General features: G+C 62.0%; 22 protein-coding genes. 7 read left to right on the top strand and 15 right to left on the bottom strand.

Annotated features, from left to right (window positions below; genetic code table 11):
- Positions 1-358: 358 nt before the first annotated feature.
- Positions 359-1,141, bottom strand: a complete 783-nt coding sequence (locus tag NKH97_RS14925) for a DUF2259 domain-containing protein (protein ID WP_031213397.1) — start codon at positions 1,139-1,141, stop codon at positions 359-361.
- A 209-nt stretch (positions 1,142-1,350) separates the two neighbouring features.
- Here NKH97_RS14925 and NKH97_RS14920 point away from each other — a divergent pair, with 209 nt between their 5' ends.
- From NKH97_RS14920 to NKH97_RS14910, 3 genes are all read left to right on the top strand, one after another.
- On the top strand, positions 1,351-3,258 hold the full coding sequence (locus NKH97_RS14920) for a propionyl-CoA synthetase (protein ID WP_352439747.1): 1,908 nt from the start codon (positions 1,351-1,353) through the stop codon (positions 3,256-3,258).
- Between the two features lie 115 nt (positions 3,259-3,373).
- Positions 3,374-4,456 carry an acyltransferase family protein gene (locus tag NKH97_RS14915; RefSeq protein ID WP_352797604.1) on the top strand — a complete coding sequence of 361 codons (1,083 nt, stop codon included), beginning with the start codon at positions 3,374-3,376 and terminating at the stop codon, positions 4,454-4,456.
- Positions 4,457-4,692: 236 nt separating this feature from the next.
- Positions 4,693-5,451: a metallophosphoesterase family protein gene (locus tag NKH97_RS14910; protein WP_023811603.1), complete on the top strand. Its 759-nt coding sequence runs from the start codon at positions 4,693-4,695 to the stop codon at positions 5,449-5,451.
- 74 nt (positions 5,452-5,525) lie between these two features.
- Here NKH97_RS14910 and NKH97_RS14905 read toward each other — a convergent pair whose 3' ends face one another.
- The 6 genes from NKH97_RS14905 to NKH97_RS14880 all read right to left on the bottom strand — a co-directional run bounded on the left by NKH97_RS14905 (position 5,526) and on the right by NKH97_RS14880 (position 13,241).
- Complete coding sequence (locus NKH97_RS14905) at positions 5,526-7,913, bottom strand: polysaccharide biosynthesis tyrosine autokinase (protein WP_352439750.1); 2,388 nt, start codon at positions 7,911-7,913, stop codon at positions 5,526-5,528.
- A 225-nt stretch (positions 7,914-8,138) separates the two neighbouring features.
- Positions 8,139-9,035, bottom strand: a complete 897-nt coding sequence (locus tag NKH97_RS14900; RefSeq protein WP_013528099.1) for a UTP--glucose-1-phosphate uridylyltransferase — start codon at positions 9,033-9,035, stop codon at positions 8,139-8,141.
- 74 nt (positions 9,036-9,109) lie between these two features.
- The gene (locus NKH97_RS14895) at positions 9,110-10,078 is read right to left on the bottom strand and encodes a glycosyltransferase family 2 protein (protein WP_352439751.1); all 969 of its coding nucleotides are present in this window, start codon (positions 10,076-10,078) and stop codon (positions 9,110-9,112) included.
- Positions 10,068-11,018, bottom strand: coding sequence for a glycosyltransferase family 2 protein (locus tag NKH97_RS14890; protein ID WP_023811600.1), 951 nt, complete (start codon positions 11,016-11,018; stop codon positions 10,068-10,070). The genes NKH97_RS14895 and NKH97_RS14890 overlap by 11 nt, the downstream gene beginning before the upstream one ends.
- Positions 11,018-12,013: a glycosyltransferase family 2 protein gene (locus NKH97_RS14885; RefSeq protein ID WP_352439752.1), complete on the bottom strand. Its 996-nt coding sequence runs from the start codon at positions 12,011-12,013 to the stop codon at positions 11,018-11,020. The genes NKH97_RS14890 and NKH97_RS14885 overlap by 1 nt, the downstream gene beginning before the upstream one ends.
- Positions 12,014-12,068: 55 nt before the next feature.
- Positions 12,069-13,241: a glycosyltransferase gene (locus NKH97_RS14880; RefSeq protein WP_352439753.1), complete on the bottom strand. Its 1,173-nt coding sequence runs from the start codon at positions 13,239-13,241 to the stop codon at positions 12,069-12,071.
- Between the two features lie 184 nt (positions 13,242-13,425).
- Here NKH97_RS14880 and NKH97_RS14875 point away from each other — a divergent pair, with 184 nt between their 5' ends.
- Together NKH97_RS14875 and NKH97_RS14870 are read left to right on the top strand one after the other, a co-directional pair.
- Positions 13,426-14,922, top strand: coding sequence for a lipopolysaccharide biosynthesis protein (locus NKH97_RS14875; protein ID WP_023811597.1), 1,497 nt, complete (start codon positions 13,426-13,428; stop codon positions 14,920-14,922).
- A gap of 52 nt (positions 14,923-14,974) precedes the next feature.
- Positions 14,975-15,997, top strand: coding sequence for a phosphoribosyltransferase (locus tag NKH97_RS14870; RefSeq protein WP_352797596.1), 1,023 nt, complete (start codon positions 14,975-14,977; stop codon positions 15,995-15,997).
- A 142-nt stretch (positions 15,998-16,139) separates the two neighbouring features.
- Here NKH97_RS14870 and NKH97_RS14865 read toward each other — a convergent pair whose 3' ends face one another.
- From NKH97_RS14865 to NKH97_RS14830, 8 genes are all read right to left on the bottom strand, one after another.
- Entirely contained in the window at positions 16,140-17,219 is a 1,080-nt protein-coding gene (locus NKH97_RS14865) for a glycosyltransferase (RefSeq protein ID WP_023811595.1), read from the bottom strand.
- Positions 17,220-17,294: 75 nt separating this feature from the next.
- Positions 17,295-17,744 carry a hypothetical protein gene (locus tag NKH97_RS14860; RefSeq protein ID WP_023811594.1) on the bottom strand — a complete coding sequence of 150 codons (450 nt, stop codon included), beginning with the start codon at positions 17,742-17,744 and terminating at the stop codon, positions 17,295-17,297.
- 13 nt (positions 17,745-17,757) lie between these two features.
- The gene (locus NKH97_RS14855) at positions 17,758-19,200 is read right to left on the bottom strand and encodes a GMC oxidoreductase (RefSeq protein ID WP_352797592.1); all 1,443 of its coding nucleotides are present in this window, start codon (positions 19,198-19,200) and stop codon (positions 17,758-17,760) included.
- Between the two features lie 92 nt (positions 19,201-19,292).
- Complete coding sequence (locus NKH97_RS14850) at positions 19,293-20,624, bottom strand: UDP-glucose dehydrogenase family protein (protein ID WP_127267657.1); 1,332 nt, start codon at positions 20,622-20,624, stop codon at positions 19,293-19,295.
- A 67-nt stretch (positions 20,625-20,691) separates the two neighbouring features.
- On the bottom strand, positions 20,692-21,549 hold the full coding sequence (exoK, locus tag NKH97_RS14845) for an endo-1,3-1,4-beta-glycanase ExoK (protein ID WP_352797590.1): 858 nt from the start codon (positions 21,547-21,549) through the stop codon (positions 20,692-20,694).
- Between the two features lie 120 nt (positions 21,550-21,669).
- A complete protein-coding gene (locus NKH97_RS14840) occupies positions 21,670-22,065 on the bottom strand; it encodes a hypothetical protein (protein WP_352673348.1) in 396 nt (131 codons plus the stop codon).
- A 291-nt stretch (positions 22,066-22,356) separates the two neighbouring features.
- On the bottom strand, positions 22,357-23,379 hold the full coding sequence (locus tag NKH97_RS14835) for a glycosyltransferase family 2 protein (RefSeq protein ID WP_023811589.1): 1,023 nt from the start codon (positions 23,377-23,379) through the stop codon (positions 22,357-22,359).
- Positions 23,380-23,474: 95 nt separating this feature from the next.
- The gene (locus tag NKH97_RS14830; RefSeq protein WP_352797585.1) at positions 23,475-24,605 is read right to left on the bottom strand and encodes a nucleotidyltransferase family protein; all 1,131 of its coding nucleotides are present in this window, start codon (positions 24,603-24,605) and stop codon (positions 23,475-23,477) included.
- Positions 24,606-25,117: 512 nt separating this feature from the next.
- Here NKH97_RS14830 and NKH97_RS14825 point away from each other — a divergent pair.
- On the top strand, positions 25,118-25,270 hold the full coding sequence (locus NKH97_RS14825) for a lasso peptide (RefSeq protein ID WP_013891488.1): 153 nt from the start codon (positions 25,118-25,120) through the stop codon (positions 25,268-25,270).
- A 137-nt stretch (positions 25,271-25,407) separates the two neighbouring features.
- Positions 25,408-25,707: a PqqD family protein gene (locus tag NKH97_RS14820; RefSeq protein WP_352439759.1), complete on the top strand. Its 300-nt coding sequence runs from the start codon at positions 25,408-25,410 to the stop codon at positions 25,705-25,707.
- The last annotated feature ends 134 nt before the right edge of the window (positions 25,708-25,841 follow it).

Raw genomic sequence — 25,841 nt, 5'->3', positions numbered from 1 at the left:
ACGGGACCAACGGCTTTGCTGACAGATTCTCCGCCCCAGTCGCGTTAGAACCTGCTCGGTTGCGTCTTCCCGGCCGCATTCGTCCCAGAAATAGTCATCGGTGAAATGTGACAAGCAGCGGGCCTGCCGGCAGCGGACGTTGCATTTCTTCCCCTAAGTAAGATAAAACCTGTCCGGGTATTGGGGAGATAGCGTATGCGTTACAATTGGGAGCGAGCTCCGACGAGCTTCGAACGTCACAGAAAAGCGCTGGCTACAGCCATTTTGATCGCTGGCGGCATTGGCTTCATGCTTGTGGCCCTGCCGATCTAGAAACAACCTTCAGACACAGCGGCTGCCGGCGCCTGGGCGCAACCTCTCAGCGTGGCTGCCCGGTCACCGCGAGGAAGCGACGATCGCGCCCCTCGAAACCCTGGCTGAAACGCTGGACCAGCACGACGATCACCGCCGGCTTGCCGGCCGGGGTGAATTGGTAGGATTCCGACAGGCTGTAGGAGGTCGGGCAGTTTCTTGAGCCCGGCACGGTCTTGTCCTCGTGCAGGATCTTGATCGGCTTGCCATCCTGGCCTTGGAGCGTCAGCCGGAAGCCGAGCGCCTTGCCTGCCTTCTCACCTTGAAGTGGCTTTTCCCCTTGAAGTGCCTGGTCGCCTTGCTGCGTCGCATCGAAACTCGCCGAACAATCGGTCGCGCTGGCCGCCAGGATTTCGTCGAGCTGGATGGTCGAAATGCCTGTTTCGCCATGGAGCGGCGCCAGCCATTTCCGCGACACCTGTTCGAGGCGGGAGATGTCGTTGTAGGCAACCATTTCGCCCGGGAAGGTAAACTTGTCGGAAGCGGCCTGCTCGGCCACAGATGTGATCGCATATTGGGCGAGAACGGGCGCTGCCTGAGCGGCGGCCTGCGCCCTCGCCTGCTCCAGGGTCAGTGTCGCTTCCTCCGTCTCGTCGACGACGAGGATCGGCTTGCCGCCAACCACCTGATCCGTACGGGTATCGATGATATCGATCTGCGACCAGCCGGAGTCCGAGACACCGGCGTCGAGCGTTCCATATTGCTCGAAGGCGAAATAAGCGCCATCCGGCGAAAAGCCGATGATGTGCCGTGCCGCGGCATCGCCGGCTTCAGCGGTTCCGGTGGACATAGCAAGTAGGGCGCCCGTGACCGATGATTGCGCAAAGCGCCCGATGAACCGCACAGCAGCAAACATCACCAACCCCAATCCTGTCTCGCAATTCATAGCTGCTTGCCCCCAAGCGCCAGGTCGATGCCGTCGCCACAATGGCGTGGATTTGCGGCCAAGGTTAGAGCGCGCTATCTGGAAGGAAGAAAACATTTCCCGGGGAGGTACGGATGGCTTCACGCTATCACGAGGTCTATGAAGGCTGGAAGCGCGACCCGGAGCGCTTCTGGGCGGACGCGGCTAGCGGCATCGACTGGTATTCGCCCTGGGACAAGGTGTTCGACGCCGCGGCCGGCGTCTATGGCCGCTGGTTCACCGGCGCCACCTGCAACACCTGCTACAACGCCATCGACCGCCATGTCGCGGGCGGGCGCGCCGATCAGATCGCGCTGATCCATGACAGCGCCATCACAGGAATGGTCAGGAAGTTCACCTATGCCGAGCTGAAGCGCGAGGTAGTTGCACTCACCTCTGTGCTGAAGAATCGCGGCATCGGCAAGGGCGACCGCGTCATCATCTACATGCCGATGGTGGCCGAGGCGGCCATCGCCATGCTCGCCTGCGCCCGCATCGGCGCGGTGCATTCGGTGGTCTTCGGCGGCTTTGCCTCGCATGAGCTTGCCACCCGCATCGACGATGCCAGGCCGAAGCTGATCATTTCGGCATCCTGCGGCCTGGAGCCGGGCCGCGTCGTTGCCTACAAGCCGTTGCTCGACAAGGCGATAGAGATCTCCCGCCATAAGCCGGACGCCTGCCTGATCCTGCAGCGCGACCAGTTGCGCTGCGAGATGAAGGAGCATTTCGACATCGACTATGCCGATGCGGTCGCCCGCGAACGGGCAGCGGGCGCCAATGTCGATTGCGTGCCGGTGCTGGCCACCGATCCGCTCTACATCATCTACACATCGGGCACGACCGGCCAGCCCAAGGGCATCGTGCGCGACAATGGCGGCCACATGGTCGCGCTGAAATGGACGATGGAAAACGAGTTCGGCGTCAAGCCGGGCGAGGTGTTCTGGGCGGCGTCCGATGTCGGCTGGGTGGTCGGCCATTCCTACATCGTCTACGGACCGCTGCTGCATGGCTGCACCAGCATCCTGTTCGAGGGCAAGCCTGTCGGCACGCCCGATGCCGGCACCTACTGGCGGGTGATAGCGGAGCATGGCGTGGTCGCGCTGTTCACCGCGCCGACCGCATTCCGCGCCATCAAGGGGCAGGACCCGAAGGGCGAGTTCATTGCCAAACACGACCTCTCGAAATTCCGCACGCTGTTTCTTGCCGGCGAGCGCGCCGACCCGGAAACCATCAAATGGGCGGAGCAGAAGCTAGGTGTGCCTGTGGTCGACCATTGGTGGCAAACCGAGACCGGCTCGCCGATGACGATCAATCCCGCCGGCCTTGGCCTGTTGCCGGTGAAATACGGCTCGCCCGGCGTGCCGATGCCCGGCTACGACATCCGCGTGCTCGACGATGCTGGCCATCAGGTGCCTCGCGGCACACTGGGCAATGTGGTGGTCAAACTGCCGCTGCCGGCCGGCTGCCTGCCGACGCTGTGGCATGCCGACGCACGGTTCCGCCAAGCCTATCTCGACGAGTTCCCCGGCTTCTACAAGACGGCGGATGCCGGTATGGTCGACGACGACGGCTATCTCTACGTCATGGCCCGCACCGACGACATCATCAATGTCGCCGGCCACCGGCTCTCCACCGGCGCCATGGAAGAGGTGCTTTCGGCCCATCCCGATGTCGCCGAATGCGCGGTCATCGGCATTGCCGACGCCATGAAGGGCCAGGTTCCGCTGGGCTTCGTGGTGTTGAACGCAGGTGTAACCCGCGATGTCGGCTCCATCGAGAACGAGGTGGTCGGCCTGGTGCGCGAACGCATCGGCCCGGTAGCCGCCTTCAAGACGGTGGTGACGATCAAGCGCCTGCCCAAGACGCGTTCGGGCAAGATCCTGCGCGGCACCATGCAGAAGATCGCCGACAAGGAAGAATGGACCATGCCGGCGACGATCGACGATCCGATCATCATCGAGGAGATCACCAAGGCCCTGAAGGACCGTGGGATCGGCCTTTGAGCGGCTGAAGGCTTTGGCTTGTCGAGGCCGCTTTTCGGATCGACGAGCAATCTTTTATTGTGCAACGCAGCAATGCGCCCTACAGTGCTTGCGGGGGGCCATCGACACAGGTCGCATGGCTCAAAAGAAGATTACATTTGGCGGCGTCGACATCCTGCGCTTTCTCGCCGCCCTCATGGTCATGGTTTACCACTATGGCTTCTGGGTGTGGGCGTATCCGGACGGTGTTTCGGCGCGCGCGACGGGCGGCGTTCCCCCGCAGCCGGCAATAGGCGCCTGGGTCGAATCCGGCTGGGTCGGCGTCCAGATCTTCTTCGTCATCAGCGGTTTCGTCATCGCCTTCAGCGCCGAAAGGTCGACACCCCTACAGTTTTTCGAAGCAAGGGTGAAACGGCTGGCGCCGGCGGTTTGGATCTGCGCACCGGTCACGGCGGTGGTGCTGCTGCTTGTCGGCCTCAGTTGGCCGACCGATGCCGTTATCAGGCTCCTACGCACCGGCCTGTTCGTTCCGTACGCGCCTTGGGTGGACAGCGTCTACTGGACGCTGGGCATCGAGATCGCCTTCTATGCTATCGTCTGGATCTTACTCAGCCTTGGCCGCTTCCATCTGATGGAGATTGTGGCCGTCGCCATCGGCTTGGTCAGCACGCTGTTTTGGTGCCTGTATTACCCGCTCGGCTGGGCCGATCTTGCCGAAACACGCACGCTCGCCCTGCTTCTGGTGCATCACGGCGTTTTCTTCGCCACCGGCGTCATGCTGTGGCTGATGCGCTTCAAGGCGGTGACAGGCGCCCGACTTGCCTTCTGCGCCCTGTTCATGGCCGGTGGTGTGCTGCAGATCGCCAGTTCGGTCGACGTTCATATCCTGAAGGTCGGGCGGGATATGCCGTTCGCGCCGCCGATCCTCATCTTCCTCATCGGCATCGCGCTGATGGCATGGTCGCTGCGGCTCGACCTTTCCTGGAGCGGCTGGCGCCGGATCGGCCTGATGACCTATCCGCTCTACCTGCTGCACGATGTCGTCGGCGCGGCCCTGCTCGGCATCCTGGTCCGCGCCGGTCTGCCACATCTGTTCTCGATGGCGGTCGTCGGCGCGACGATGATCGCGGCAAGCTGGCTGGTGGCGATCGAGGCCGAACCACGCATCCGGCTGCTGCTCGACCACACCGTTTTCCGTTATCGGCTCAAGGCAGCCTGACGACGATCCGGCATTACCGGCCCAACGGCCGACGTAAAGCATGTCGCGCCTGAGCGGATTCAGGCTTTGTTTCCACACAGGCCGTTCTTCCAAAACCGAGCTCATTTTTGGGCGACATGCATTGGCGGTCCCAACCCGGCGTGGTTGCATTTTCCACGATTGCGGAATTCTCCGTTTCGGGCAAGATATCAGGCGCTTATGCCTTCCGCATGAGAGTTCGCCTCGAGACGCCGCACGTGACCCTGTTCCAGCGAAAACCCCGCATCGCGGCGCGTCCGCGCCTGGATATCGACATGCAGGATGCCGTTGTCTACGCGATCGGCGACGTGCATGGCTGCTACAAGGAACTCCGCGCCCTGGAGCAGAACATCCTGCTCGATTCGCTGCGCTTCCAGAGCCGCAAGATCATCGTCATGCTTGGCGACTACATCGACCGGGGGCTCCAGTCGGCGCGGGTGCTCGATCACCTTCTGGCGCCGGCGCCGAAAGGGTTTCAGCGCATTTGTCTTGCGGGCAACCACGAAGTGGCCATGCTGAACTATCTCGACGGACATTTGTCGCGCGAGCCCTGGCTGGCGACGGGCGGCCTGCAAACCCTGTTTTCCTACGGCATCGATCCGGCGCGCCTCACCAGCCTCTACGGGAGCAGCGCGCAGATCGACAGGCGCATAAGGGAGATCATTCCAGAGGATCACGTCAGCTTCCTACGCGGGCTGCCGATCATGGTCCGTTCGCGGAAGTTCGTGTTTGTCCACGCCGGCATCAGGCCCGGCGTCGACCTTGCGGCGCAAACCGACCACGACCTAATTACCATCCGTTCGGACTTCTTCGAGGCAACACACCTGCTCGACCGCTGGGTGGTGCACGGGCATACGCCGGTGGATGTCCCGAAGCTCGAAGGGCGCCGGCTCGGCATCGACACAGCCGCCTTCCAGAGCGGACGCCTGACCGCCGTCAGGATCGCCGACAAGCAAGGCAGGCTGATCTTCTCCTGACGCATCGATGTTCAGGTGTGCTGACCTGAAGATCGATACACCTCAAAGTGGCCCCACGCGCGCAATGACCGATGTCAGACCGGCGCCTTGCCGCGCACTTCCGACTTTTCCAGATAGTAGCTCGAATATTTATCGAAGAACTTTTCCGAGCCACCGAACGATCCGTATTTGGCCAGTTTCTTCAAATCGACCTTGTTCAGCACCGCGCCGACGATCTTGTTGGCGACATAGGGTTCGGATTCCAGCATCGACCTGACCATCGCGCGAGGCGTGCGCCCCCACTCGGTGACCAGGACAAACCCGTCGACCAAGGGGGCGAAGGCCTTGGCGTCGACCACCGGTCCGAGCGGCGGCAGATCGACGACGATGTATTCGAACGTCTCCTTGGCGTTCTCGATGAAGCGCCGCATGCCGGCCGAGGAGAGAAGTTCGCTGGTATGCGAGAAGTGACCGCGCAGCACCGCCGGGATGATCGCCAGCTTCGTCTGCCTGTCGATCTTGCCGACAGACTGCCAAGTCTGGCCGCTGACAACCGCTTCCATCAAACCCTGCTCGGCTTCCATGCCAAGGCCCCGGCTGAGGCCGGGATTGCGCAAGTCGCCGTCGATCAGCAGCGTCTTGGCGCCATTGGCGGCAAGCAAGCCCGCGAGATTTGCCGCGACCGTCGACTTGCCCTCGCCGGGAAGCACCGAGATAATGCCGATGACGCGGCTGCCTTGCCCTTCCATCACGACGTCGAAGGCGATCTTGGCGCTGCGCAGCGTTTCGGAGAACATCGAGGCTGGAGAATCGATGCTGACCCGCATGCGCGCCCGCCTTTCGGCCGCCGACAGCGATTGAGTGGTCTTAGCGTCCACCTGGATATCGCCCGGCTTTTCTTCCTTGCCGAGCTTGCCGCCGATCGTCGGCAGATAGCCGAGGAATTTCAGGTTGACGCGGTCGCGCACGTCCTCGCCGGTCCTGAAGAAGCGTTCATTGAACTCGTTCAGCCCACCAAAGCCGGCGCCCATCAGCAGGCCAAGCACCAGCGAAAGTCCGAGCACGACGATGGTGCGCGGGCTTGACGCGGCAAACGGCATCGAGGCGTCCGAGATGATGCGGATTTTGCCGACCGGGAAGGATTGCTGCTGCGCGGCTTCCTCGTAACGACCCAGGAATGTTTGATAGAGCGTGGTGAGCGCCGTCGCCTGCTGATCGAGTTCACGCAGCTTGACTTGCGTCTGGTTGTCGACGGAACTCTTGCCTTGCGCGGCCGCGACGTTGGCCCTGAGCGCGGTCTCGCGTGCCTGCGCCACCTCATATTCGTTGCGATAGCTTTCGGTCAGCTGCTTCAGCTCGCCGAAAATCTGCGTCGATATGTCGGCCTTCTCCTTGGAGAGAGCCACCGCCTGCGGGTGCTCGGGGCCGAAATTCGCCTCGACGTCCTGCAGCCGCTTGGCCACTGTGAGGTAGCGGGTCTTGAGCGCCGATATGACCGAACTGCTTGGCTGGTCGCTCGATATGGCGGCATCTTTGAAGGCGTTTTCGGAGCCGCTGTCGACAATGGCCTTGTACTGCTGGTAGCGGGCGCTGGCGCGTGCGGTGTCGGCCTGCGCCACGATAAGCTGGGCGTTGAGGTCGGAAAGCTGCTTGTCGCTCATCAGCTGGCCATCGCTGTTGGCGGCCAGCCCATGTTCGGCCCTGAATTTCTCAACCGCGAGCGAAGCTGCCTGCGAACTCTGGCGCAGCTCCGTCAACCGGCCCTGCAGCCACACCGCAGCCCGCTCGGTGGCATCGAAGCTCGCATCGAGCTGATCGGCGAGATAGGCATCGGCATAGGCCTTGGTGATGGCGTTTGCCAAGGCCGGATCCGTCGCCTGATAGCCGAGCGCGATGACGTAGCTTCGGCCGACGCGTTCCGCCCGGATCTCGTTCTGCAGCTTGAGGATAGCGTAGTCGCGGCGCGACGTGGCGATCAGCGCATCGCGGGCGGCGGGGTCGAGCTTGCTGAAGTCGGCGCCACCCGGAAGGGAAGGGCTGGGGCGGACATACTGGATCACGCTGCGGATGAGGCCTATGCCTTGGGCAAGCGCCGACTGGGGCGGATTCATGAACGTGTCGTTCTGGTCGAGCTTCAGCTTGTCGACGACCACGGCGGCAAGCCGCGTCGAGGTCAGGATCTCGATCTGGCTCAGGATGGCGGAATCGGTCTGCATGGTTGTCGACGCCGCCGAGATATCGTCGACAATCTTGTTCAAGCCTTCGTCGATCAGCACGCTCGCGACCGACTGATATTTGGGCGGCGTTGTCTGCAAATAGAACAGGCCCAGGAAGAGACCGATGACGGCACACACGGCAACCACCTTGGCCTGCCGTGCGGCCATGCCAAGCAGCCGCTCGATATCGATGAAGTCTTCGCCGTCTCCTGCGTCCGAATTCGGCAATGGCATCCTCTTGTCGAGAGGAAAATTGGCATAATTCATCTTCGGTCCAATTCTAGAGCCGGTCCGTCGCAATGGGCTCTATCTCACTGTTTCAACATGATCTTTTCCGGAAACCGGGACCCACTTTCCGGGATCATGCCTTGGCTTGCAGGCGCCTCGAAGATCGGGAGCATCGCCAGAAGCGAAGCAAGCGTCGTGCCAGACGGCGAGAACCTGCCGGCCCCTCTTCGCCAGCCATCGGACCATGCTCCCGAAAGATGGGCATTATGCGGCTTCTTCCTGGCGTTCATGCGACCGGACGAACTCCTGAAGCATCTCGAAAACCGGACCCTTCATGTCATCGCGCGCCAGCGCGAAGGCGATGTTGGCCTGGATGAACCCTTCCTTGGAACCACAGTCGAACATGCGGCCGAGGAAAGGCTGGGCGAAGAACGGCTGATCCTTCGACAGACGAACCATGGCATCCGTCAACTGGATCTCGTTGCCGGCGCCGCGCTGCTGATTGCCCAGAAGAGCGAAAATCTCGGGCTGCAGGATGTAGCGGCCGTTGATGTAGAAGTTCGACGGCGCATTGGCCGGCGCCGGCTTCTCGACCATGGCCGTCACCTCGAAACCGCCACCGATCTCGGCGCCACGGCCAACGATGCCGTATTTGTTGGTCTCGCTCGGTTCGCAACGCTCGACGGCGATCACGTTGCCGCCCGTGCGCTCATAAAGCTCGACGGTTTCGGCTAGGCATCCGCGCCCGCCGAAGGACACCATGTCCGGCAGCAGCAAGGCAAAGGGCTCGTTGCCGATAACCTCGCGCGCGCACCAGACGGCATGGCCGAGGCCTTGCGGCGATTGCTGGCGGATGAAGCTGGTGGCACCGGCCACAGGCAGCATGCTTTCGAGCGCCTCCAGCTGGGTCTTCTTGCCGGTCTGCTCCAGGGTGCCGATCAATTCCGGATGCAGGTCGAAATAGTCCTCGATCACCGCCTTGTTGCGACCGGTCACGAAGACGATGTGCTCGATGCCCGCTTCGAAGGCCTCGTCCACCGCATATTGCACGACAGGCCTGTCGACCACGGGAAGCATTTCCTTCGGCATCGACTTGGTCGCCGGCAGGAACCGTGTTCCAAGCCCCGCCACCGGTATCACGGCCTTCCTGATTTTCTTCATCGCAAATTCCTTCTGAGGAGATCGACTTCAGTCCATTCACAGGCCACGAAAAATCCCTCCATGTGCCTGCATCTTCACCTCCCCGCCCCAACGGCAAATTGTGCCGCCATTCTTCGCAACCGCACGGCGATCGGCATGCCCATATGCCTGACCGCCGCCGGGTCGCTGAGCGCTGTCCGGATCGCCTTGAGCGGGGACCGCGCCTTGATGTGCTGTACCAGTGACAGAAACGATGCCGCCTTGCGCAGGCTGCGGCCGCGCCGGGCAAACGCGGCTTGCGCAGCCTCATCCATCGCATGGGTTTGAGCGAACTCGGCATCTGCCTGGCTCATCGCTTCGACGTGGTGAAGCTCGAGCACGCGCGAGATGGAGCCGCTGCGGATATGATAGGCATAGCCGATATCAGGCTCGACCACGCATTTGCCACCCCTGGCCAGGGCTTCGGCAAATAGGACGTAGTCTTCGCCGATCCTCAGCTTTTCGTCGTAGCGAAGCCGGTTTTCGTTCAGGAACTCGCGCTGGAAGATCGGCTTGAGATAGCCGAGGTTGAACTTGGATTCGAAGACAACGTTGCCGGCGATGTAGGTGGCCAGCGAAATCTCGCGCAAGCCTTCCAGATACTGCCGCGGAAACATCGCGTCCTCGATGACGCCATCTTCGCGAACGACCTGCAGATTGTCGACGGCGATCTGGGCATCCGCGCTTTCGGCACGAGCGATCATGGCCGCGAGCCGGCCGGGAAAGACCGCGTCGTCGGAATCGAGAACCGCGATCCATCTGCCTTGGGCGGCGTCGAGGCCGGCATTCCTGGCGCCGCCGGGGCCGCGGTTGCTGGCCAGGGCGACGACACGGACGATATCCCCTGGATAGGCCCGCGCCACGTCGAGCGTAGCATCGCGCGACTTGTCGTCGACGACGATGATTTCGACGCTGACACCCTTCTGGGCGATGGCGCTGGCAATCGCCCGATCAAGGGTCGCCTCGGCGTTGTAGGCGGCAATGACGAAGGAAACATCGGGGACAGAGCTGACGTCAGACTGCACGCTTGCCTCCCTCCTGTGGCGACGGCTGGCCATAGAGGCGGATTTCGCGGATGCCGACGAGGCCGCTGACGACACCGACATGCATAATGCCGCGCAGCACGCTGCGGTTCCTGCGGACCGGACTGACGACGACCGGAAGTGCCGAGGCGAAGCAATAGATGGCCTTTGCCGAGGCCAGGCCGACCTGCTTGACCAGGCCGATGCCGCTGGCGCTGCTGCCCAGGAGATGGCCATGCGTCTGGCCGACGCGGAAGCGGCGGCGGCCGAGCCAGTCGAATGCCGCCCTGGAGCGCGGCACCACTTCGTCGACCCAGGCCTCGGGCGAGAACGCGATGCGGCCGCCCGCCTTGTGCATCTGATCGAAGAATTCGGTGTCCTCGCCGCCGGTCTGGCCACGCGCCAGGCTGAAGCGGCGGCCGCGCAGGCTATCCGAGCCCATCCGCAGCAGAACATTGCAGGTGTAGCCGGTGCGGATCTCGCCGCGCACCCAGACGGGCAAGGTCGAATGGAAATCGCCGCGCCGCATCCAGTCCGGCGCATCTGGGCGATAGCGCGCCCTGACCGGGCCGAGCACGACGGCGACACCGCTTTGCTGCGCCATCACGACCAGTTCGGCGAGCCATTGATGCGTGGCCGTCTCGTCGTCATCGATGAAGGCGACGAAATCCGCTGTGCTCGCATCGAGGCAGGCATTGCGGGCGATCGAGATGTTGCGCGCCGGGGCATGCCGATAGTGGATCGGCACCGTCAATTCCCGCGACAGCGCCGCCACCAGATCACGGGCCGTCGGGGTGTCGTCATTGTCGGCGACGATAATGCGGATATCGAATCCCGCCGGCATCTCCATGGCGTCGAGCGAGCGCAGCGTGTCAGCCAGCTCCGGCCGGCGGAACGTGCAGACGCCGATGTCGATGCTGCGGTTCTTTGCCGACACCGCCATCAGGCCACTCCGCGTCGCGAGCCGAGACCGAGAAGCTGCAGCCAGAAGCCAACCGACCAGCCAAGATGCATGACCATGGCCGAGACACCGGCCAGCGCAACGTCAGCCTTGCGCTGGCGGATAGCCGCCACCAGTCCGTAGCCCAGGCACACCGACACCCACAGCAACAAAGGCACTGCCGCAATCCAATGCACGAAGGAGAAGGCCGCAAGAAGAACCACCGGGAAGACCGCCAGCGGCAGCATCTGCCGGATCTTTGGGATGACGCGGTGCTTCAGCACATTCTTGGCACGCCCGCGACCGTAGCCGAGATACTGGAAATAGAGGCCTGAGAGCGAGGCGCGCGGATAGTAGACCATCTGCGTCTTGCCACTCATCCAGATCTTGTAGCCGGCCTTGCGCAGGCGGTAATCGAGCTCGGCGTCCTCGTTGTGGCTGAACGTTTCGTCGTAGCCGCCGACGGCGCCGAACGCCGATATCCGCATCAGTGCATGATGGCCGTGATCGATCCACTGTCCCTGCGAAAGATGCCGATGCTTCGAGCCGCCGGTGCCGAGCTTGGAGTTCTGCGCCGCGGCGGCCGCCTTCTGCACGGCGCCGCTGCCGCTGGTCAGCATCGAAACGACGACCGAATCCGCTGATGTAGCCAGGGCTTCCTCGACCAGTCGGTCGCAATAATCGTCGGGATAACCGCCATGTGCATCGATGCGGATGAGATAGTCGGCACCATCGCCGAAGGTACCGACGGCGAGATTGATCGCCGCGCTTTGGATGCGCCGCTTGTTGTGGAGCAGGATAACCCGCGGGTCCCTGGCAATGACGTCCTCGACGATGGAAAGCGTGCCGTCGGTGCTGCCGCCGTCGGCGACGATGATCCGGGCGCCAAGCCGGGCGGCCGCGGGCCGCAGTTGATCGAGCAGCGCACCGATATGGGCGGCTTCATTCAGGCACGGAATAACGATCAGGTTGGATGAGGGTCTTTCGGTTTGCGTCATCAACCCCTGTCCATCTTGCCTCTGTCCATCTTGCCTCTGTCCATCCTTGGCCATCCTATGCCAATGCCTCGGCGGCAAAGGAGCCGGGCACGGCCGTCAGGCTGCGCAGCCGCTCGACAAGCGCCCGGCAATCGCTGCGATCGTAGCTCCAGGTCCTCGGATTGCGAGCCAGAACGCGCTCCTTCAGCCTGGCGAAGCGATGCTCTTCCATCTTGCCGAGCACGGCTTCGAGCGCTTCGGGCGACGCCTGCGGCAACAGCACGCCGATATCCTGCTGTTTGAGGAACCGCCCGGTCTCGGTGTTGCCCATCGAGATCGGCACCGCTCCGAAACGGCAGCCTTCGTAGAGCCGGTTGGGCAGAAGCCATTCGGAGTTCTGCCCCGCTTCGAAGAAATCGATCGCCCAGGAAAAATGGACATCGTTGTAGATCGCCGCCATGTCTTCCGGATTGCGGTAGGGCCCGAGAAACGACAGCCACGGCTCGGCTTCGACAAAGCCGTGAAAGTCACGGAATTCCGACAAAGCCGGACGTCCGCGCAGCACGATTTCAAAGCGGCCCTCCATGCGGCGGGAGAAATCGGCCAGCAGCTCGAGCGAGCGGCGGCAGCGCAGCGCACCGAACCAGCCGATCCGCCATGGCGGACCGGCCGGGCTCTCTTCAGCCTCCGGAGCGCCGGGCAAGATCGTCGCGGCCTCGAAATATTTGTTTTCGACCAGCTCGATGGGTGCCGCGACCTGGCCGAACGGCTTGAAATAATTGGCGATAAAGGCAGGAGAACTGGTCACCAGCAGCTTCACATCCCTGGCCAGAAAGCGTTCGGTGGCGCGCAGCGCCTTGCCCAGGACATCGTTGCGCAGCACAAGCCGATGAATGTCGAGGCACTCGTATACGATCGGGACCGATGCACCGAAGGCTGACCTGGCGCGGCGGGCAAGCGCCAGCATTTCCAGGTTGCGCGCGATGATGAGATCCGGTTTTGGCATGCCGCCAAGCTTCGAGCCTATCGAAACGGCTGCTTTGGCGACGGCCGCGAGGCGTTGGCCGAATCGCCCGTCACGCGTCGCGCCGAGGTCGATCGGCCGCAGTCCCTCGATATCCGCAATCGGATTCGCGGTGCGACGGAAGCCGGCCAAAGTGACCTGGGCCCCACCTGCCCTGAGCATCGTGATCCGCCGGCGCACCGCCGGGTCGGAAACGTCGTGCACAAGGTACAAGACATGCAGCATAAAAACTCGACCGCTGTTGGCCCACCCGAGGGAATGCTAGTACAGCTCTTGCTGCATCGCAACATTTTTGCTGCACGCATCGACGTTTTCTGTTGCACTGCAAAATTATTGCCGTAGTTTGTAGTCGGCGGCGGTCGTGGATTTCGGGCTCGGAAATCCACGTAAAAAATCAGGAATCCTGAATTTGGAAGCCAATGCATTCGATCCGCCAGAAGGCTCCTTGCGCAAATCGGTTGGGCGCGGCGCGGTTGTCACGGCCATGGCGCAATCGGTGCGGGTCGCGACACAGATCCTGTCCGTCATCGTGCTGTCGCGGTTATTGTCGCCACAGGATTTCGGTGTCGTGGCGATGTGCGCGCCGGTGCTTGCCTTTATCGCCCTGTTCCAGGATTTCGGCCTGACCCAGGCGACGATCCAGAAATCAGGCATCCGGCATGAGGAGGTGAACTACCTCTTCTGGATCAATGTCGCCGTCAGCGCTATCCTGGCTTGCGTGCTTGCGGGTGCGGCGCCGCTGGTTGCTGCCTTCTACGGCGAGCCGCGCGTGACGGGCCTGGTGGCTGCGTTCGGGCTGCAGATCATGGCCTATGGGCTGGGCGCCCAGCATCTGGCGCTCTTAACACGCCGCATGCAGTTCGGCCGGCTGGCCGTCATCGACGTCGCCAGCGCCATTGCCGGGCTTGCGGTGTCGATCGCCTGGACCTTTATCGATCGCTCCTATTGGGCCCTGTTTGCCGGTACGCTGACCGGTGCCGTGTTGCCGACGCTCTGCTATTGGGCGAGCTCGCGCTGGCGTCCGGGCCTGCCGCGCAAGGTCGCCGGCATCGGCGAGCTGATCAATTTCGGCGCCGGCATCACCGGCTTCAACTTCGCCAATTTCTTTGCCCGCAACCTCGACAATGTGCTGATCGGCAAATATTGGGGCGAGGCGCAACTCGGCCTCTATGACCGCGCCTACAAGCTGCTTCTGTTTCCGTTGAGCCAGATCACCAACCCGCTGTCGAAGGTGATGGTTCCGGCGCTTTCCAGGCTTAAGGACGAGCCGGATCGCTACCGCAGCGCCTATCTGCGCGTCATGCCGCTGATCCTTCTGGTGGCGCTTCCCGGCGTCGCCTTCGCCACCGCGATGTCGGATGTGCTGATCCCCTTCGTGCTCGGCGAGCAATGGCGCGCAAGCGCCTCGATTTTCCTGGCGCTCGGCTTTGCCGGGCTGCTGCAGCCGCTCAACAATCCGGCCGGGTGGCTTTTCGTCAGCCAGGGCCGCTCCGGCGATTTCATGCGCTGGGGCATCATAACGGCCGTGACGTCGGTGCTGGCTTTCATGCTCGGCCTGCCCTATGGCGCGCTGGGCGTGGCGATCGCCTATGCGATCAGCGAATATCTGCGGACGCCGTTCCTGTGGCTTTATGTCGGCAGGAGCGGGCCGCTGCAGGCGCACCATGTGCTTCGCGCGGCAACGCCGTTCGTGCTTGGCGCCCATCTGGCGCTGGCCGTGATCTGGTTCATCAAGCCCCTGCTGCCCCAGCAGCATGTCGTCGCCCTGGCCAGCGGCGCCGTGCTCTCCTACCTCATCACCATCGTCATCGCACTGGCATTCGCCTCCGGCCGCGAAGCCTTGCGCGAGGCCCTCAAGATGCTGCCGGCAAGGCTGCCTGCGGCGGCGGCGCGCGAAGCGCAATAATTTGGGCGTCTTCGACTGCTACGGACATCTCCTCCAGGACCAGGTCTGAACCATGCACTACCGATCGATCTCCGATATGAACGACGCCATCGTCAGGGGCCTGCACCGGCTGCCGCGCGATATCGACCTCGTGGTCGGTGTGCCGAGAAGCGGCGTTTTGGCAGCGACGCTGGTCAGCCTTGCCGCGAACATCCCGATGACCGATCTCGACAGCTTCCTGGAAGGGCGGATCTATACGTCTGGCGTCACCAAGCGCCGTGCCGCTCTCGACCGCAAGGTTTCCGAGATGCGCAAGGTGCTGGTGATCGACGACAGCGTCGCCGGCGGCAACGCCATGCGCGACGCACGCGCCCGCATCCAGGCTTCGGGCATCGAGGCGGAGTTCACCTTTGCCGCCGTGTTCGGCCTTGAGCCCCAGCACCAGGAAACCGACCTCGTCTTCGAAGTCGTGCCGCATCCGCGCATGTTCCAGTGGAACTTCATGCATCATAAATTCCTGGCGCAATGCTGCGTCGATATTGACGGCGTGCTGTGCCTCGATCCGACAGAGGCGGAAAACGACGACGGCCCGGCCTATGAGAAATTCCTCAGCGAAGCGCGGCCGCTCCATGTCGCGACCCACAGGATCGGCTGGCTGGTCACCAGCCGGCTGGAGAAATACCGCGCGCTCACCGAGGCATGGCTCGCCAAGCATGAGATCAAATACGACCAGTTGATCATGCTCGATCTGCCGAGCAAGGCGGAACGGCAACGGCTCGGCGCGCATGGCAGTTTCAAGGCCGACTTCTACCGCAAGTCCGATGCCATCCTGTTCATCGAGAGCGAGCACGAACAGGCGCTGAGGATCACCGAGTTGTCAGGCAAGCCGGTGCTGTGCGTCGAAACGCATATGGTCAGCTTTCCCAACACGCTGTCGCTGCCGGCACTTGGTCAGGCGGCCAGGAACCTGCCGGCAAGGCTGCGGCAGATCAAGTCGCAAGAGGGCCGCAAGAGCACTGCCAAGACCATTGCCCGCGCCCTGCTTGGCGCCCGCGGCTACGAGACGCTGAAAAGCCGGGTCAAACGCCCGGCCTGACCTGCTCAGGCGGCGCCGTTAGGGCAATTCCAGGAAAAGTGTGAACGGTTTTCCCGGGAAAAGCGCATAGCGCTTTCCCTTGGGAATTGATCAAAACAAAGAGTTAGAGGAGTTCGCCGTTTCCGTGACACGGCGAACTCCTCTAGGCCGCCTGTCGCGCGCGTTGCTGCATCGCCCTGTCCAGTATCGAGAAGAAGGTGATGAACTGGCGATCGGGATCGAGTTCCGGGCGCCCGGCGAAGCTGCGGGCGAGGCTTGAAAGCCGGTCATATTCTTGGTTGTCGTTCCACAGCCGCCTGACGGCCGCGACCCAATCGGCAAGTGGAGCATCGTAATCCAGCACCACGCCACCGGAGCCGACAGCCTCGGGCAGACCGCCGCGCCGCGAGCCGACAACCGGGATTCCGCTGCAATGGGCCTCCGAAGCGACGCGGCCCCACGCCTCTTCCCACTTGCTGGGAGCAAGCAGGATCTTCGTGCGGCCATAGACCGTCTTCATGTCGCTGGTGCGGCTCTCCAGGACGACATTGCCCAAGGGGGCGATCGTCTGTTCGATCCGCGCCCGGTGATCGTCGTCGAGCTTCCAGCTTTCGACGAACAGGAAGGGAATTTCGCGGCAGGCGCCGGCAATGCGCACCGCGAGTTCAAACCCCTTTTCCTCATAAGGGTTGATCAGCGTGACGAACTGGCCCGTCGTCGGCGTCGAGTAGTGCGCCGGGTTGATGGTGGGCGGGATCACCACCGCCTCGATGCCGAACTCCTGTCTGTAGGTACGTGCGGTGAAGTCAGAATTGGCGATGTAAAGCGCTGAATGCAATTCGCGCAGATCGCCGCCCAATTCATGGAACTCGACATTGCGGAGATAAACGACCAGAGGCACGCCCTCCGCCTGCAGCGCCTTGCCGATCGGAACCGATTTGTGACACTGGACCACGGCGACATCGGGCTTCAGCCTGTCGACGGCATAGCCCGCCGCTTCCCAGGGAAACCAGGCCCGCACCACCGGATAGCCGGGATAGCTGTCGACAACCGCCGGCTGCCGCAACAGCTTCATCTTGGCGCGCGCCTTGAAGCCGAAGACACCATCACCGAACAGGGCGGCGAGCACAGCGGCTTCATGACCGTGCTCGATCAGCTGTTCGGCCAGATGATGCGTGCTCGACTGAACGCCGCCGCTGAACTCGGGCGGGTAGCCGTTGCCGCCTGCAAAGAGAACTTTCATGATCGGGCTCCTTGTCGCATCTCGTATTCCTTGCTCGGAGACAACAGGCAAAGTCCGCCGCCTCTCTTTTCGACGTCAGGCAAGTTTCGGCGGCTCCAGATTGGCGAAGGGATTGGTACAGGATTGCCAGCCGGTAAATCGGATCGGGTCGTTGGGCGAACTGCGCCAGGCGTAGTCCGTCAGCATATGGAATTCGGCGACGACCCAGCGGTCGAAATGCAGCAGATCTTCCCGCTTCCGCTGGGGCAGCAAGCGGCGCGCGGCCCCCAGTTTGAGCTCCTCCACCAAGGTGACGGCGTCACTCAGTTTTTCGCTCGGAAAGTTCCATGGATTCCTGTCGCGGAACGCCAGCACGAACTGCTGCAGATGCTCGATGCGGATGTTCAACTTGCCAAGGTATTTTTCCAGCGTGACGCGCACCAGATCCTCGTCCGAGAACGAGGAAACGGCGGCGTAGGCGACCCCTGTCGAAACCACTCCGCCAGCCATGACGGCCAGGGCCGAGCGTCTGGAAATCTCGATCATGCGATACCTCCTTTCACGCGATCCGGCTCGCCGCCCGCAAGGACAGCGCTGCCGCGGTCAGGCTCGGGTTGGCGCAGGAGCAGCTCGGATAGGTGCTGGTGCCGACGACGACCAGATTTCTGAGCTGGTGGTGGATCATGCCGCTGTCGATGACCGAATCAGCTGGGCCCGTACCCATCCTCAGCGTGCCCTGGACGTGCGATTCGGTCGGCCGGATGCCGCGATCGAAGAGCTTTTCGACCGGCAGCGGCGCCAGAAGGCCCGGCAATTTCTCCAGAGCGCGCGCCATGCCCTTCACCGCATAGTCCGATGGCGCCTTGAAGCTGACGAAGGCATTCTCATCCTCGTCAAGCGTGACGAAGTTCTCGGGATCGAGCAAGTCCTCGGTGACCACGACAAGCGGCAGCGCTTGGCGTAGCCGCCCTTTTTCGGCACGCATCCCATGCTGCCACCGGTTCTCGAAATAGACCAATGCCGCCGCATGCTCCGATCGGTGAGGACCATCATAGAGACCGAAATTCAGGCCTGTTGTGATGGTGCTGCCGTCGAAATTGTCGACGCCGTCTAGATAGACCTCGAAATTCCAGCCGTAGGATTCATGCAGGCCGCTGCCGACGAATTCGCCGCCCAGGCCGGATCGCAGCATGATCGCCGCGCTCTGGATGGCATTGGCGCCGAGAATGAAGAGATCGCCGCTGACCTGGTATTCCTTGCCGTCATGGCTGAACGTGACCGAACGGACAGCGCCGCCGACGTGATCGAGCCGGCGCACTTCCGCACCGAGGCAGACCGAAACGTCGGGATGCTCGAAGACGTGCATCAAGCCGTTGTTGACGGTGAATTTGGCGTCGACCGGACACAGCCAGCAACGCAGATTGGCACAGCATGAGGTGCGTTGCGATGTCGGCAGCCGCGCCCGCGCGGTTGGCATGACGAAGTGCTGGCCGGGCTGCGCCGCCTTCATCATCCTGTCCGGTGTCGACATGCGATGCGGCGGTTGCGGAAACGGCTTCGAGCGGGGCAGCATCGCCGCCATGTCGGGATCGCCGGAGATCGACATGATGTCTTCGGCGTCGCAGTAGAACGGCTCGACGTCGTCATAGCTGATCGGCCAGTCATTGCCGATGCCGTAGGTGCTTTTCAGCCGGAAATCATTGGGATGAAATCTTGGCGTCTGCGCGAACCAGCAGTTCGTCCCGCCACCCAGTCCGATCGTGTAGTTCCACGGCTTGTTGGAATTGGTCTTGTAGGTCGTCTCGTCTTCGATGTCGGTGTTGACGTTCTGCTCGAGCTGCCATTCATGGGTGTTGTGGCGTCCCCACTCCAGCACCAGAATGCGCGCCTTTCGGCGCTTGGCGAACTCATGCAGGAAGAAGGCCGAACCGAAGCCGGAGCCGATCGCAACGAGATCGAAATGGTCCTTGGTGATTTGCTCCGGCTTTACGTCCAGCACCATCGGCTACAACTCCACACAGAAATACGCGCTCAGTCCCAGCGCCCGCAGGCCATGTGCGGACCGGTCTTGCATCCGTCTGCCAGGACCTGGTCTCATGCCGCCATTCTGCCGATCGAGTGATATTCGATGCCGTGGCGGGCGATGACCTTGGGGTCATAGAGATTGCGGCCGTCGAAGATGACCGGCGTAATCAGCGCATCCTTCACCGCATCGAAGGAGGGCGCACGGAAGCTCTTCCATTCCGTGGCGATCAGCAGCGCATCGGCGCCGCGCAGCGCCGCCTCCTTGGTGCCGCACAAAAGCAGGTCGTCGCGCAGCCCGTAGATGGCCTGGCATTCCTGCATCGCCTCGGGATCATAGGCCTGCACATTGGCGCCGGCCTTCCACAGCGCTTCCATCAGGACGCGCGCCGGCGCCTCACGCATGTCGTCGGTGTTGGGCTTGAAGGCCAGGCCCCAGAGCGCAAAGGTCTTGCCTTTGAGGTTGCCCTTGAAATAGCGGTCCACCTTGTCGAAGAGAACCGATTTCTGTGCGTTGTTGCGCTCCTCGACGGCGCGCAGCAGCTTGGCGTCGAACTTGACGCCTTCGGCGGTCTTGATCAGCGCCCGCACGTCCTTGGGGAAGCACGAGCCGCCATAACCCAGACCCGGATAGATGAAATGGTAGCCGATGCGGGGATCGCTGCCGATGCCCTTGCGGACCTCCTCGATGTCGGCGCCGAGCTGTTCGGCCAAATTGGCCATCTCGTTCATGAAGCTGATCTTGGTCGCCAGCATGCAGTTGGCGGCATATTTGGTGAATTCGGCGCTGCGCACGTCCATCACGATCATCTTCTCGTGGTTGCGGTTGAACGGCGCGTAGAGTTCGCGCATCACAGCCTCGGTGTCCTCGCTGTCGGTGCCGACGATGATGCGGTCCGGCTTCATGCAGTCGGCGACCGCGGACCCCTCCTTGAGGAACTCGGGATTCGAAGCGACATCGAAAGCCAGGTCCTCGCGGCCTCTTTTCTTCAACGTGTCGGCGATCCTGGCCTTCACCTTTTCGCAGGTGCCGACCGGCACCGTAGACTTGCCGACGACGATCTTGGGTTTGTCCATTTCGCGGCCGATGGTCTCGGCGACGGCCAGCACATATTTGAGGTCGGCCGAGCCGTCCTCGCCCGGCGGCGTGCCGACGGCGATCATCTGGATCTCGCCATGCCTGACCGCGGCGGCGGCATCGGTGGTGAACTTGATGCGGCCGGCAGCATGGTTTTCCTTAACGAGGTTTTCCAAACCGGGTTCGAAAATGGGAACCAGGCCCTGGTTGAGCCGCTCGACCTTGGCGGCGTCGATGTCGACGCACACCACCTGGTGCCCAACTTCGGCAAGGACCGCAGCCTGCACGAGGCCGACATAGCCAATTCCAAACACCGTCAAATTCATTCGGTTTCATTCCCATGCAAGGCAGCGGACCGTTTTCGGTCCCGCCGGTTCAAATCGACTTTCCCAACTACTTTACACTGCATGCCAGCGATTCCGGAAATTGACAGGGTTCGCCGAGCGCCGTGAAGGCAACCCGCTCGATCTGCAGGGAAAGCTTGCGGCCCGGATCCGCGAACGCTCCCATCCAACCCTTCATCGTATCGCTGCCCCAAAAGCTGAAGAATATCTTCTGTGCATGGCTGGGCAGCTTCGCCGGGTCGGCAATCGTGTTCACCAGCTGGCCGTTGACGTACCATCGCAAGCTGTCCTTCTGCCAGACGAAGGCGTAGTCGTTGAAGGCGTTCTCCGTGCCGCCTGGCACGTCGACCAGCTTCTCGTTCTTGCCCTTGCCCGCGATATAGGCATTGACCTGCACCTTGGAGGTGTCGTTGGTCAGGACCTCGAAGTCGATCTCGTCCCAGGGCTGCTTGTCGCTGGGACCGATATAGGTGAAGAACGCCGCGTTGAGGCCGGAGCCGGTATCGGTCTTCAGCCGTGCCTCATAGGTGCCGTAGCCGAAGCGCTGCTTGGTCTGGATCTCGCCGCAGACGTAGTCGCGATCCTTCAGCGTCTGCTTTTCGAAGCCGAGCGACAGCACATTATTCGACAGTTCGACCATGCCTTTCGACCAGGTGCAATTCTGATGGCTGCCGTTGTTCCAGCCGTCGGAAACATACCAGCGCGCGCGGTCGAAGCTTTTGAAATCATCGACAAAGGACGGCGATGTCGGAATGTCCTGGGCGTAGGAAGGGGTTGCCACGAAAGCGCCAACAGCAGCCAGCAGCAACGCACCGAGCGACCCCAGCCGCCGCCGGGCGGCTTGCCCGGCCCGATATGAGAGAGACGGCGCGTCAATTGCCGTCGTAGGTTTCGGATTCGAATTCATACCAAACTCACCTTTGCGCTGTGTGTCCCCAACCCAAAGTCGACGTTCGAACCGCTCCTGAACGGGCCAACGCTTCCCGCCCTGCATCAAATCTGTTGCAACAGTTCCGAGCCTTCACGTTCAACCTCTGCCTGCGCCTGCCGGCCAGGCGAATTCCGCCGCGGCGGCCGAATCGTCATTCTCGTCGAAGACCATATCCAGCGAATGACGGAGCTCTTTCATCATGCCGTCCTGGCGCGACAGCGCCGCGATGCGGCGCTCGCAATTCAGGATCGACTGTGTCAATGCGCTGACTTCCGAAGACCGCTTGTCGGAAGCTGAGCCGTTTTCCATGGCTTCGACCAGGAAGGCGGCGTTGGTCGACGTTGTCCGGTAGCGATTCTCAAGCCCGGTTCTCTCGGCCTCGATCTCGGCCGCAATCTGCTCGAACAGCTTTGCCAGACGATCAAGACGTGAAACATCGGCCTGCCGGTCGCGGGCCGGATCCCTTGATCTGAAACCGAATATCGAGGCCATGGACTCCGATTCCTGTCATCGCCGGCTTGTGGGCCGGGCTTCTGGCCGATCCCCGCAGCCGGGGCTCAAAAATTCGTGTTGCGTTGTCCTGCTCCTTTTGAGGGAGAGACATCAGACCAATCCGATCGGGGGCCAGTTCGGCTGGTCGTCCACTATGCTGCACCGCAACATAGACTGCCATCGTCGGAGCCGCGAGGCAACCACCCAATTCGTAAACTCATAAATCCGGCCGAAATGGTTTCCGTGATGACGTGCCGCGAGCGGACAAATCGCAAGCACCGGGGTCCGCTCTCAGCGTTCCTTGCCCATGCTGGTTCCGGCCATCAGAAAACGCCGCGGCGGGACATGTTTTTGGCTGGACATAAGGCCGACGCGACGAAACAGCGCCTCGAGCTTGTCGGAAGCCACGCCCTGGACGATGGGGACGAGGTTGGATAGGCTGGCGAAAGCGTAAGCTGCAGCCGATGCCAGCCCCCGCTCAGCCTTGACGTCAAGGAAATTGCGCAGCCGATATTTGTCGCGCACGTGCCGTTCATGCCGCCGCAGCACCGCCTTCGAGCCTTCCGGCAGACTGTCTATCGCCAGCAGCGCCAGATCCGCATCGGCCAAACGCTTCAGGTCCTGGGTCTTGTGGCGGCCGCTCAGAGAATCGGCGCGGACGACGGCGCCGTAGCCGCAGGAGCGAATGACCTTGAACCGCGCCCCGCATGCGACCGCGCGGGCGTAGAGTTCATAGTCCTCGCCCAGCCGCAGGCTCTCGTCGTAGCTCAACCCGTGGCGGTCGAGGAAGGCACGGCTGATCACCGGCTTCAAAAAGCCCAGTTCGCCCCTCTGCACGCGGCGCCTGGAGATGTTGCCTTCGACGAAGCGCTCGAAATCGAGGAATTCCGGATCGGCGGCAAATTGCGGCGCGACGATTTTCGTCGCGTCGCCCGTCGCATCATCCCTGATCAGCATGATGTTGTCGGCTGCGAAATCCCAATCGGCGCCGGCAAACAGGTTGCGAAACCGGCCTTCGAGGAAGAAATCGTCGGCATCAAGAATGCTGATGAACGGCGATTTCGAGCCGGCGATGGCTGCGTTGCGGGCAAAGGAGGGGCCGCGATTGACATCGAGGCGCATCACGGAGAGCCGCCCGCTGCCATCATCGGCGGATCGTGCGACATCGGCGGTGTGGTCGGTAGAGGCATCATCGACAACGACGACCTCCGCCACTTCCGGTTCGCGCAACGCGGATGCGATGGCGACGGCGATTGTCGCTGCGGCGTTTTTTGCCGCGATGATCACGCAGACCTCGGATTTCGTCATCGACATGGATTTGCCTCTCGTACAGGTAATATCGATTTGCCCTCGCCCCGTACTCCTTCGATGCCCTACAGAATTGCCATCAGCACCCAATTTGCCTTCATTCAACGGCTCCCCGGCCGCTCGAAGATACGGCGGCTGATATCGGCGGACGCCGCCCAGCCGGCTTCGGCCAGATAGCGGACCGGCGCGCGGCCGCACAGTTCCCACAGCACCGTTCGCCGCTGTGGCCACCGCAGCGACGGCAGCCACGGCGCGATGACCATGCTGAGCAGATCCTCATTGCCGATGCGCGACAGGATCCTGGTCGCGCGCTGCGACAGCAGCGTGCCAGCACCGCCGAGTAGCACATCGGCGGCGCGCAGGCCAAGCAGCAGCGTGTCGTCCAAACCTTGCACGGTTGCGGCATCGAGCAAACGCTGCTGATCCGCCTCGTCGAGCCGGCCGGCGCTGGCGCCGATATCACAGACGTAGCCCGCGCAGGGTTCCCGGTTGAAAAGTGCCTTGGCAACGCTGATGCAGGACAAAAGCAAAGTATCGGCAACCGAGGTGAACGGCACCGTCGCACCGGCGATTTCGACCTGTCGTTTGCGCCGCAGGAACCCGTCCGCGTCGCGCGGGCTTGGCGAGCCGGGCTGCTGGAGGCGGTAGTGGAGATCTACCGTGGACGACCTCGGCCCGTCGTCCCGGGTCATGTGCTGTTCGCCGAGGAAGCGGAGCCACCAGACGGAGTTCGACTTGCCTGATACCTCATAACCGATCTTGCGAAGGGCATCACGCGCCCTGAAAAATCCGAGCGGCGAAACCAGAATGTCGACATCGCCGGACGGCTTCATGAAGTGGTCGTCGTAGAGAAGCTGCTGCTGGAACGGACCCTTCAGAAAAACAAAATCGATCTCGCTGGCGCGCAGCACATCATGGACCGCCATGGAATCCATGATGCAGGACGCGTTCATCGAAACCGTTCTCCTGCGGTAGGTGTCGAGCCATCGGAAAAGCTCAGGCGGCCTCTCAAGCGCGGGTGCGCGCGAAAGGGCCTTGAGGACAAAGGTGGCGACCTTGTTCAGCCTGGCGATGTCGGCAATTTTGGCACCGTCCAGATCACGCATCGAAATGTCGCCCGCGCCCGCGCGCAGCCCGGCGAAATACAATCGCAGGCAGGCCTGCACATAGGCCACCTCGTCGGCAGAGCCGGCGGCGCGCAATCGTTCGTATGAGCCGTCAGGCAAGGCCATTTAGCGCACAATCTCCAAAGAAAGCGGTTTGCGCGAACACTTATGCTGCATGTGCGAAGCAAACATCACCAAAAACCTCGGTGCCGTAAAGCCTTTCCTTTTGCAGTGCGAATTTTTGCAACCGAAGCGCCTATCGAGATCGCGTCGGAAAGAAGTGAGAACCGCGGCTGAAATATCCTTGTCAGGTTTTAGCCGATCCCCGGGCGAATTTTCCAAACAGAAGATTCTTTCCATTAGCGAGGCCTAAAAATAGGCACAAAGCAAACGACTTATGCAAGCAAAATCATGTGCTTAAAGAATCAGCGCGGGCGCTGCCATCGTGCCCAAGGAATCGGCTAAAAAGTGACAAGTTTTAGGCATGGCCGCTCATGTCCTGACGCCAGCAACGTAATTGATTAACGGAAGGTAAAACAGTCTTGACTCATAAATGCTGCCGTGCAGCTATTGCATTGCAGCATAAAAGTGCTGACGGCACTCGACAGGCCGTTTCCAGTCCTAAATCGGAGAGTAAAATGGAACAGAATGTTGAAAAGCATGAATACGAGACACCAAGCCTGACGGTTCATGGTTCGATTGAGACCATCACCCAGGGTGGCGGCGGCAACACGGCGATCGACGCATCGTTCCCCGCGCACACGCCGATCGGCGACCTGACGTTCTCCTGAGACTTATAGCCGTTTCCAGAGTGACATTTTTGGACTCTGGATTCAAAAGCAGACGTAAGAGGGGTCGGGGGGCCAGCCTCCCGACTTCTCCTGCGCCAACCGGAGATGTCGAAGCGTTTTGTCAGTGAGGTGCGGGGATGAACCATGATCTGGCCGACCACGATAGCGTGAGTGCGACCAAGGATGCCGTGGCTTGCGAGTTCGGCGATGGCTTGGCGCTGCTCAATCTCAAATCCAATGTCTACTACAGCCTGAATGGCGTCGGCGCCTTCATCTGGGACTTGATCCAGGAGCCCCGGTCGATCGGGGACATCCGCAGCGCCGTGCTTGCGCGCTATAATGTCGACCCGGTGCGCTGCCAGGCCGATGTCGACGCATTGCTGAAGGGCCTGGCCGAAAATGGGCTTGCGAGACGGCATCATGAGGCACTTGTCTAAGCCGACCCAGCACAAGGCGCTGGTTTGGCAGGCCATAGTTTCGCGGGCCCTGGTTTCGCGGGCCCTGGTTTCGCGGGCCACGGCTTTACGGCAGGAACCCGCGAGGGAAACAGGCCTCAAGCAGTCGAAGCGCG

Origin of the sequence: Mesorhizobium sp. M0870 (assembly GCF_040319775.1) — a bacterium.
In the GTDB taxonomy this organism is placed as follows: Bacteria; Pseudomonadota; Alphaproteobacteria; order Rhizobiales; family Rhizobiaceae; genus Mesorhizobium.
Note: the sequence above shows the minus strand (reverse complement) of the source record. Positions and strands in the feature narration are given on the sequence as shown.

Excerpts from the sequence above, each read along its gene's own strand:
- NKH97_RS14880 (WP_352439753.1), bottom strand. The coding sequence starts at position 13,241 with ATGCTGCATGTCTTGTACCTTGTGCACGACGTTTCCGACCCGGCGGTG.
- NKH97_RS14835 (WP_023811589.1), bottom strand. The coding sequence starts at position 23,379 with ATGTCGATGACGAAATCCGAGGTCTGCGTGATCATCGCGGCAAAAAAC.
- NKH97_RS14925 (WP_031213397.1), bottom strand. The coding sequence starts at position 1,141 with ATGTCCACCGGAACCGCTGAAGCCGGCGATGCCGCGGCACGGCACATC.
- NKH97_RS14915 (WP_352797604.1), top strand. The coding sequence starts at position 3,374 with ATGGCTCAAAAGAAGATTACATTTGGCGGCGTCGACATCCTGCGCTTT.
- NKH97_RS14885 (WP_352439752.1), bottom strand. The coding sequence starts at position 12,013 with ATGACGCAAACCGAAAGACCCTCATCCAACCTGATCGTTATTCCGTGC.
- NKH97_RS14865 (WP_023811595.1), bottom strand. The coding sequence starts at position 17,219 with ATGAAAGTTCTCTTTGCAGGCGGCAACGGCTACCCGCCCGAGTTCAGC.
- NKH97_RS14870 (WP_352797596.1), top strand. The coding sequence starts at position 14,975 with ATGCACTACCGATCGATCTCCGATATGAACGACGCCATCGTCAGGGGC.
- NKH97_RS14850 (WP_127267657.1), bottom strand. The coding sequence starts at position 20,624 with ATGAATTTGACGGTGTTTGGAATTGGCTATGTCGGCCTCGTGCAGGCT.
- NKH97_RS14900 (WP_013528099.1), bottom strand. The coding sequence starts at position 9,035 with ATGAAGAAAATCAGGAAGGCCGTGATACCGGTGGCGGGGCTTGGAACA.
- NKH97_RS14920 (WP_352439747.1), top strand. The coding sequence starts at position 1,351 with ATGGCTTCACGCTATCACGAGGTCTATGAAGGCTGGAAGCGCGACCCG.
- NKH97_RS14820 (WP_352439759.1), top strand. The coding sequence starts at position 25,408 with ATGAACCATGATCTGGCCGACCACGATAGCGTGAGTGCGACCAAGGAT.
- NKH97_RS14825 (WP_013891488.1), top strand. The coding sequence starts at position 25,118 with ATGGAACAGAATGTTGAAAAGCATGAATACGAGACACCAAGCCTGACG.
- NKH97_RS14905 (WP_352439750.1), bottom strand. The coding sequence starts at position 7,913 with ATGAATTATGCCAATTTTCCTCTCGACAAGAGGATGCCATTGCCGAAT.
- NKH97_RS14855 (WP_352797592.1), bottom strand. The coding sequence starts at position 19,200 with ATGGTGCTGGACGTAAAGCCGGAGCAAATCACCAAGGACCATTTCGAT.
- NKH97_RS14890 (WP_023811600.1), bottom strand. The coding sequence starts at position 11,018 with ATGGCGGTGTCGGCAAAGAACCGCAGCATCGACATCGGCGTCTGCACG.
- exoK (WP_352797590.1), bottom strand. The coding sequence starts at position 21,549 with ATGAATTCGAATCCGAAACCTACGACGGCAATTGACGCGCCGTCTCTC.
- NKH97_RS14860 (WP_023811594.1), bottom strand. The coding sequence starts at position 17,744 with ATGATCGAGATTTCCAGACGCTCGGCCCTGGCCGTCATGGCTGGCGGA.
- NKH97_RS14840 (WP_352673348.1), bottom strand. The coding sequence starts at position 22,065 with ATGGCCTCGATATTCGGTTTCAGATCAAGGGATCCGGCCCGCGACCGG.
- NKH97_RS14830 (WP_352797585.1), bottom strand. The coding sequence starts at position 24,605 with ATGGCCTTGCCTGACGGCTCATACGAACGATTGCGCGCCGCCGGCTCT.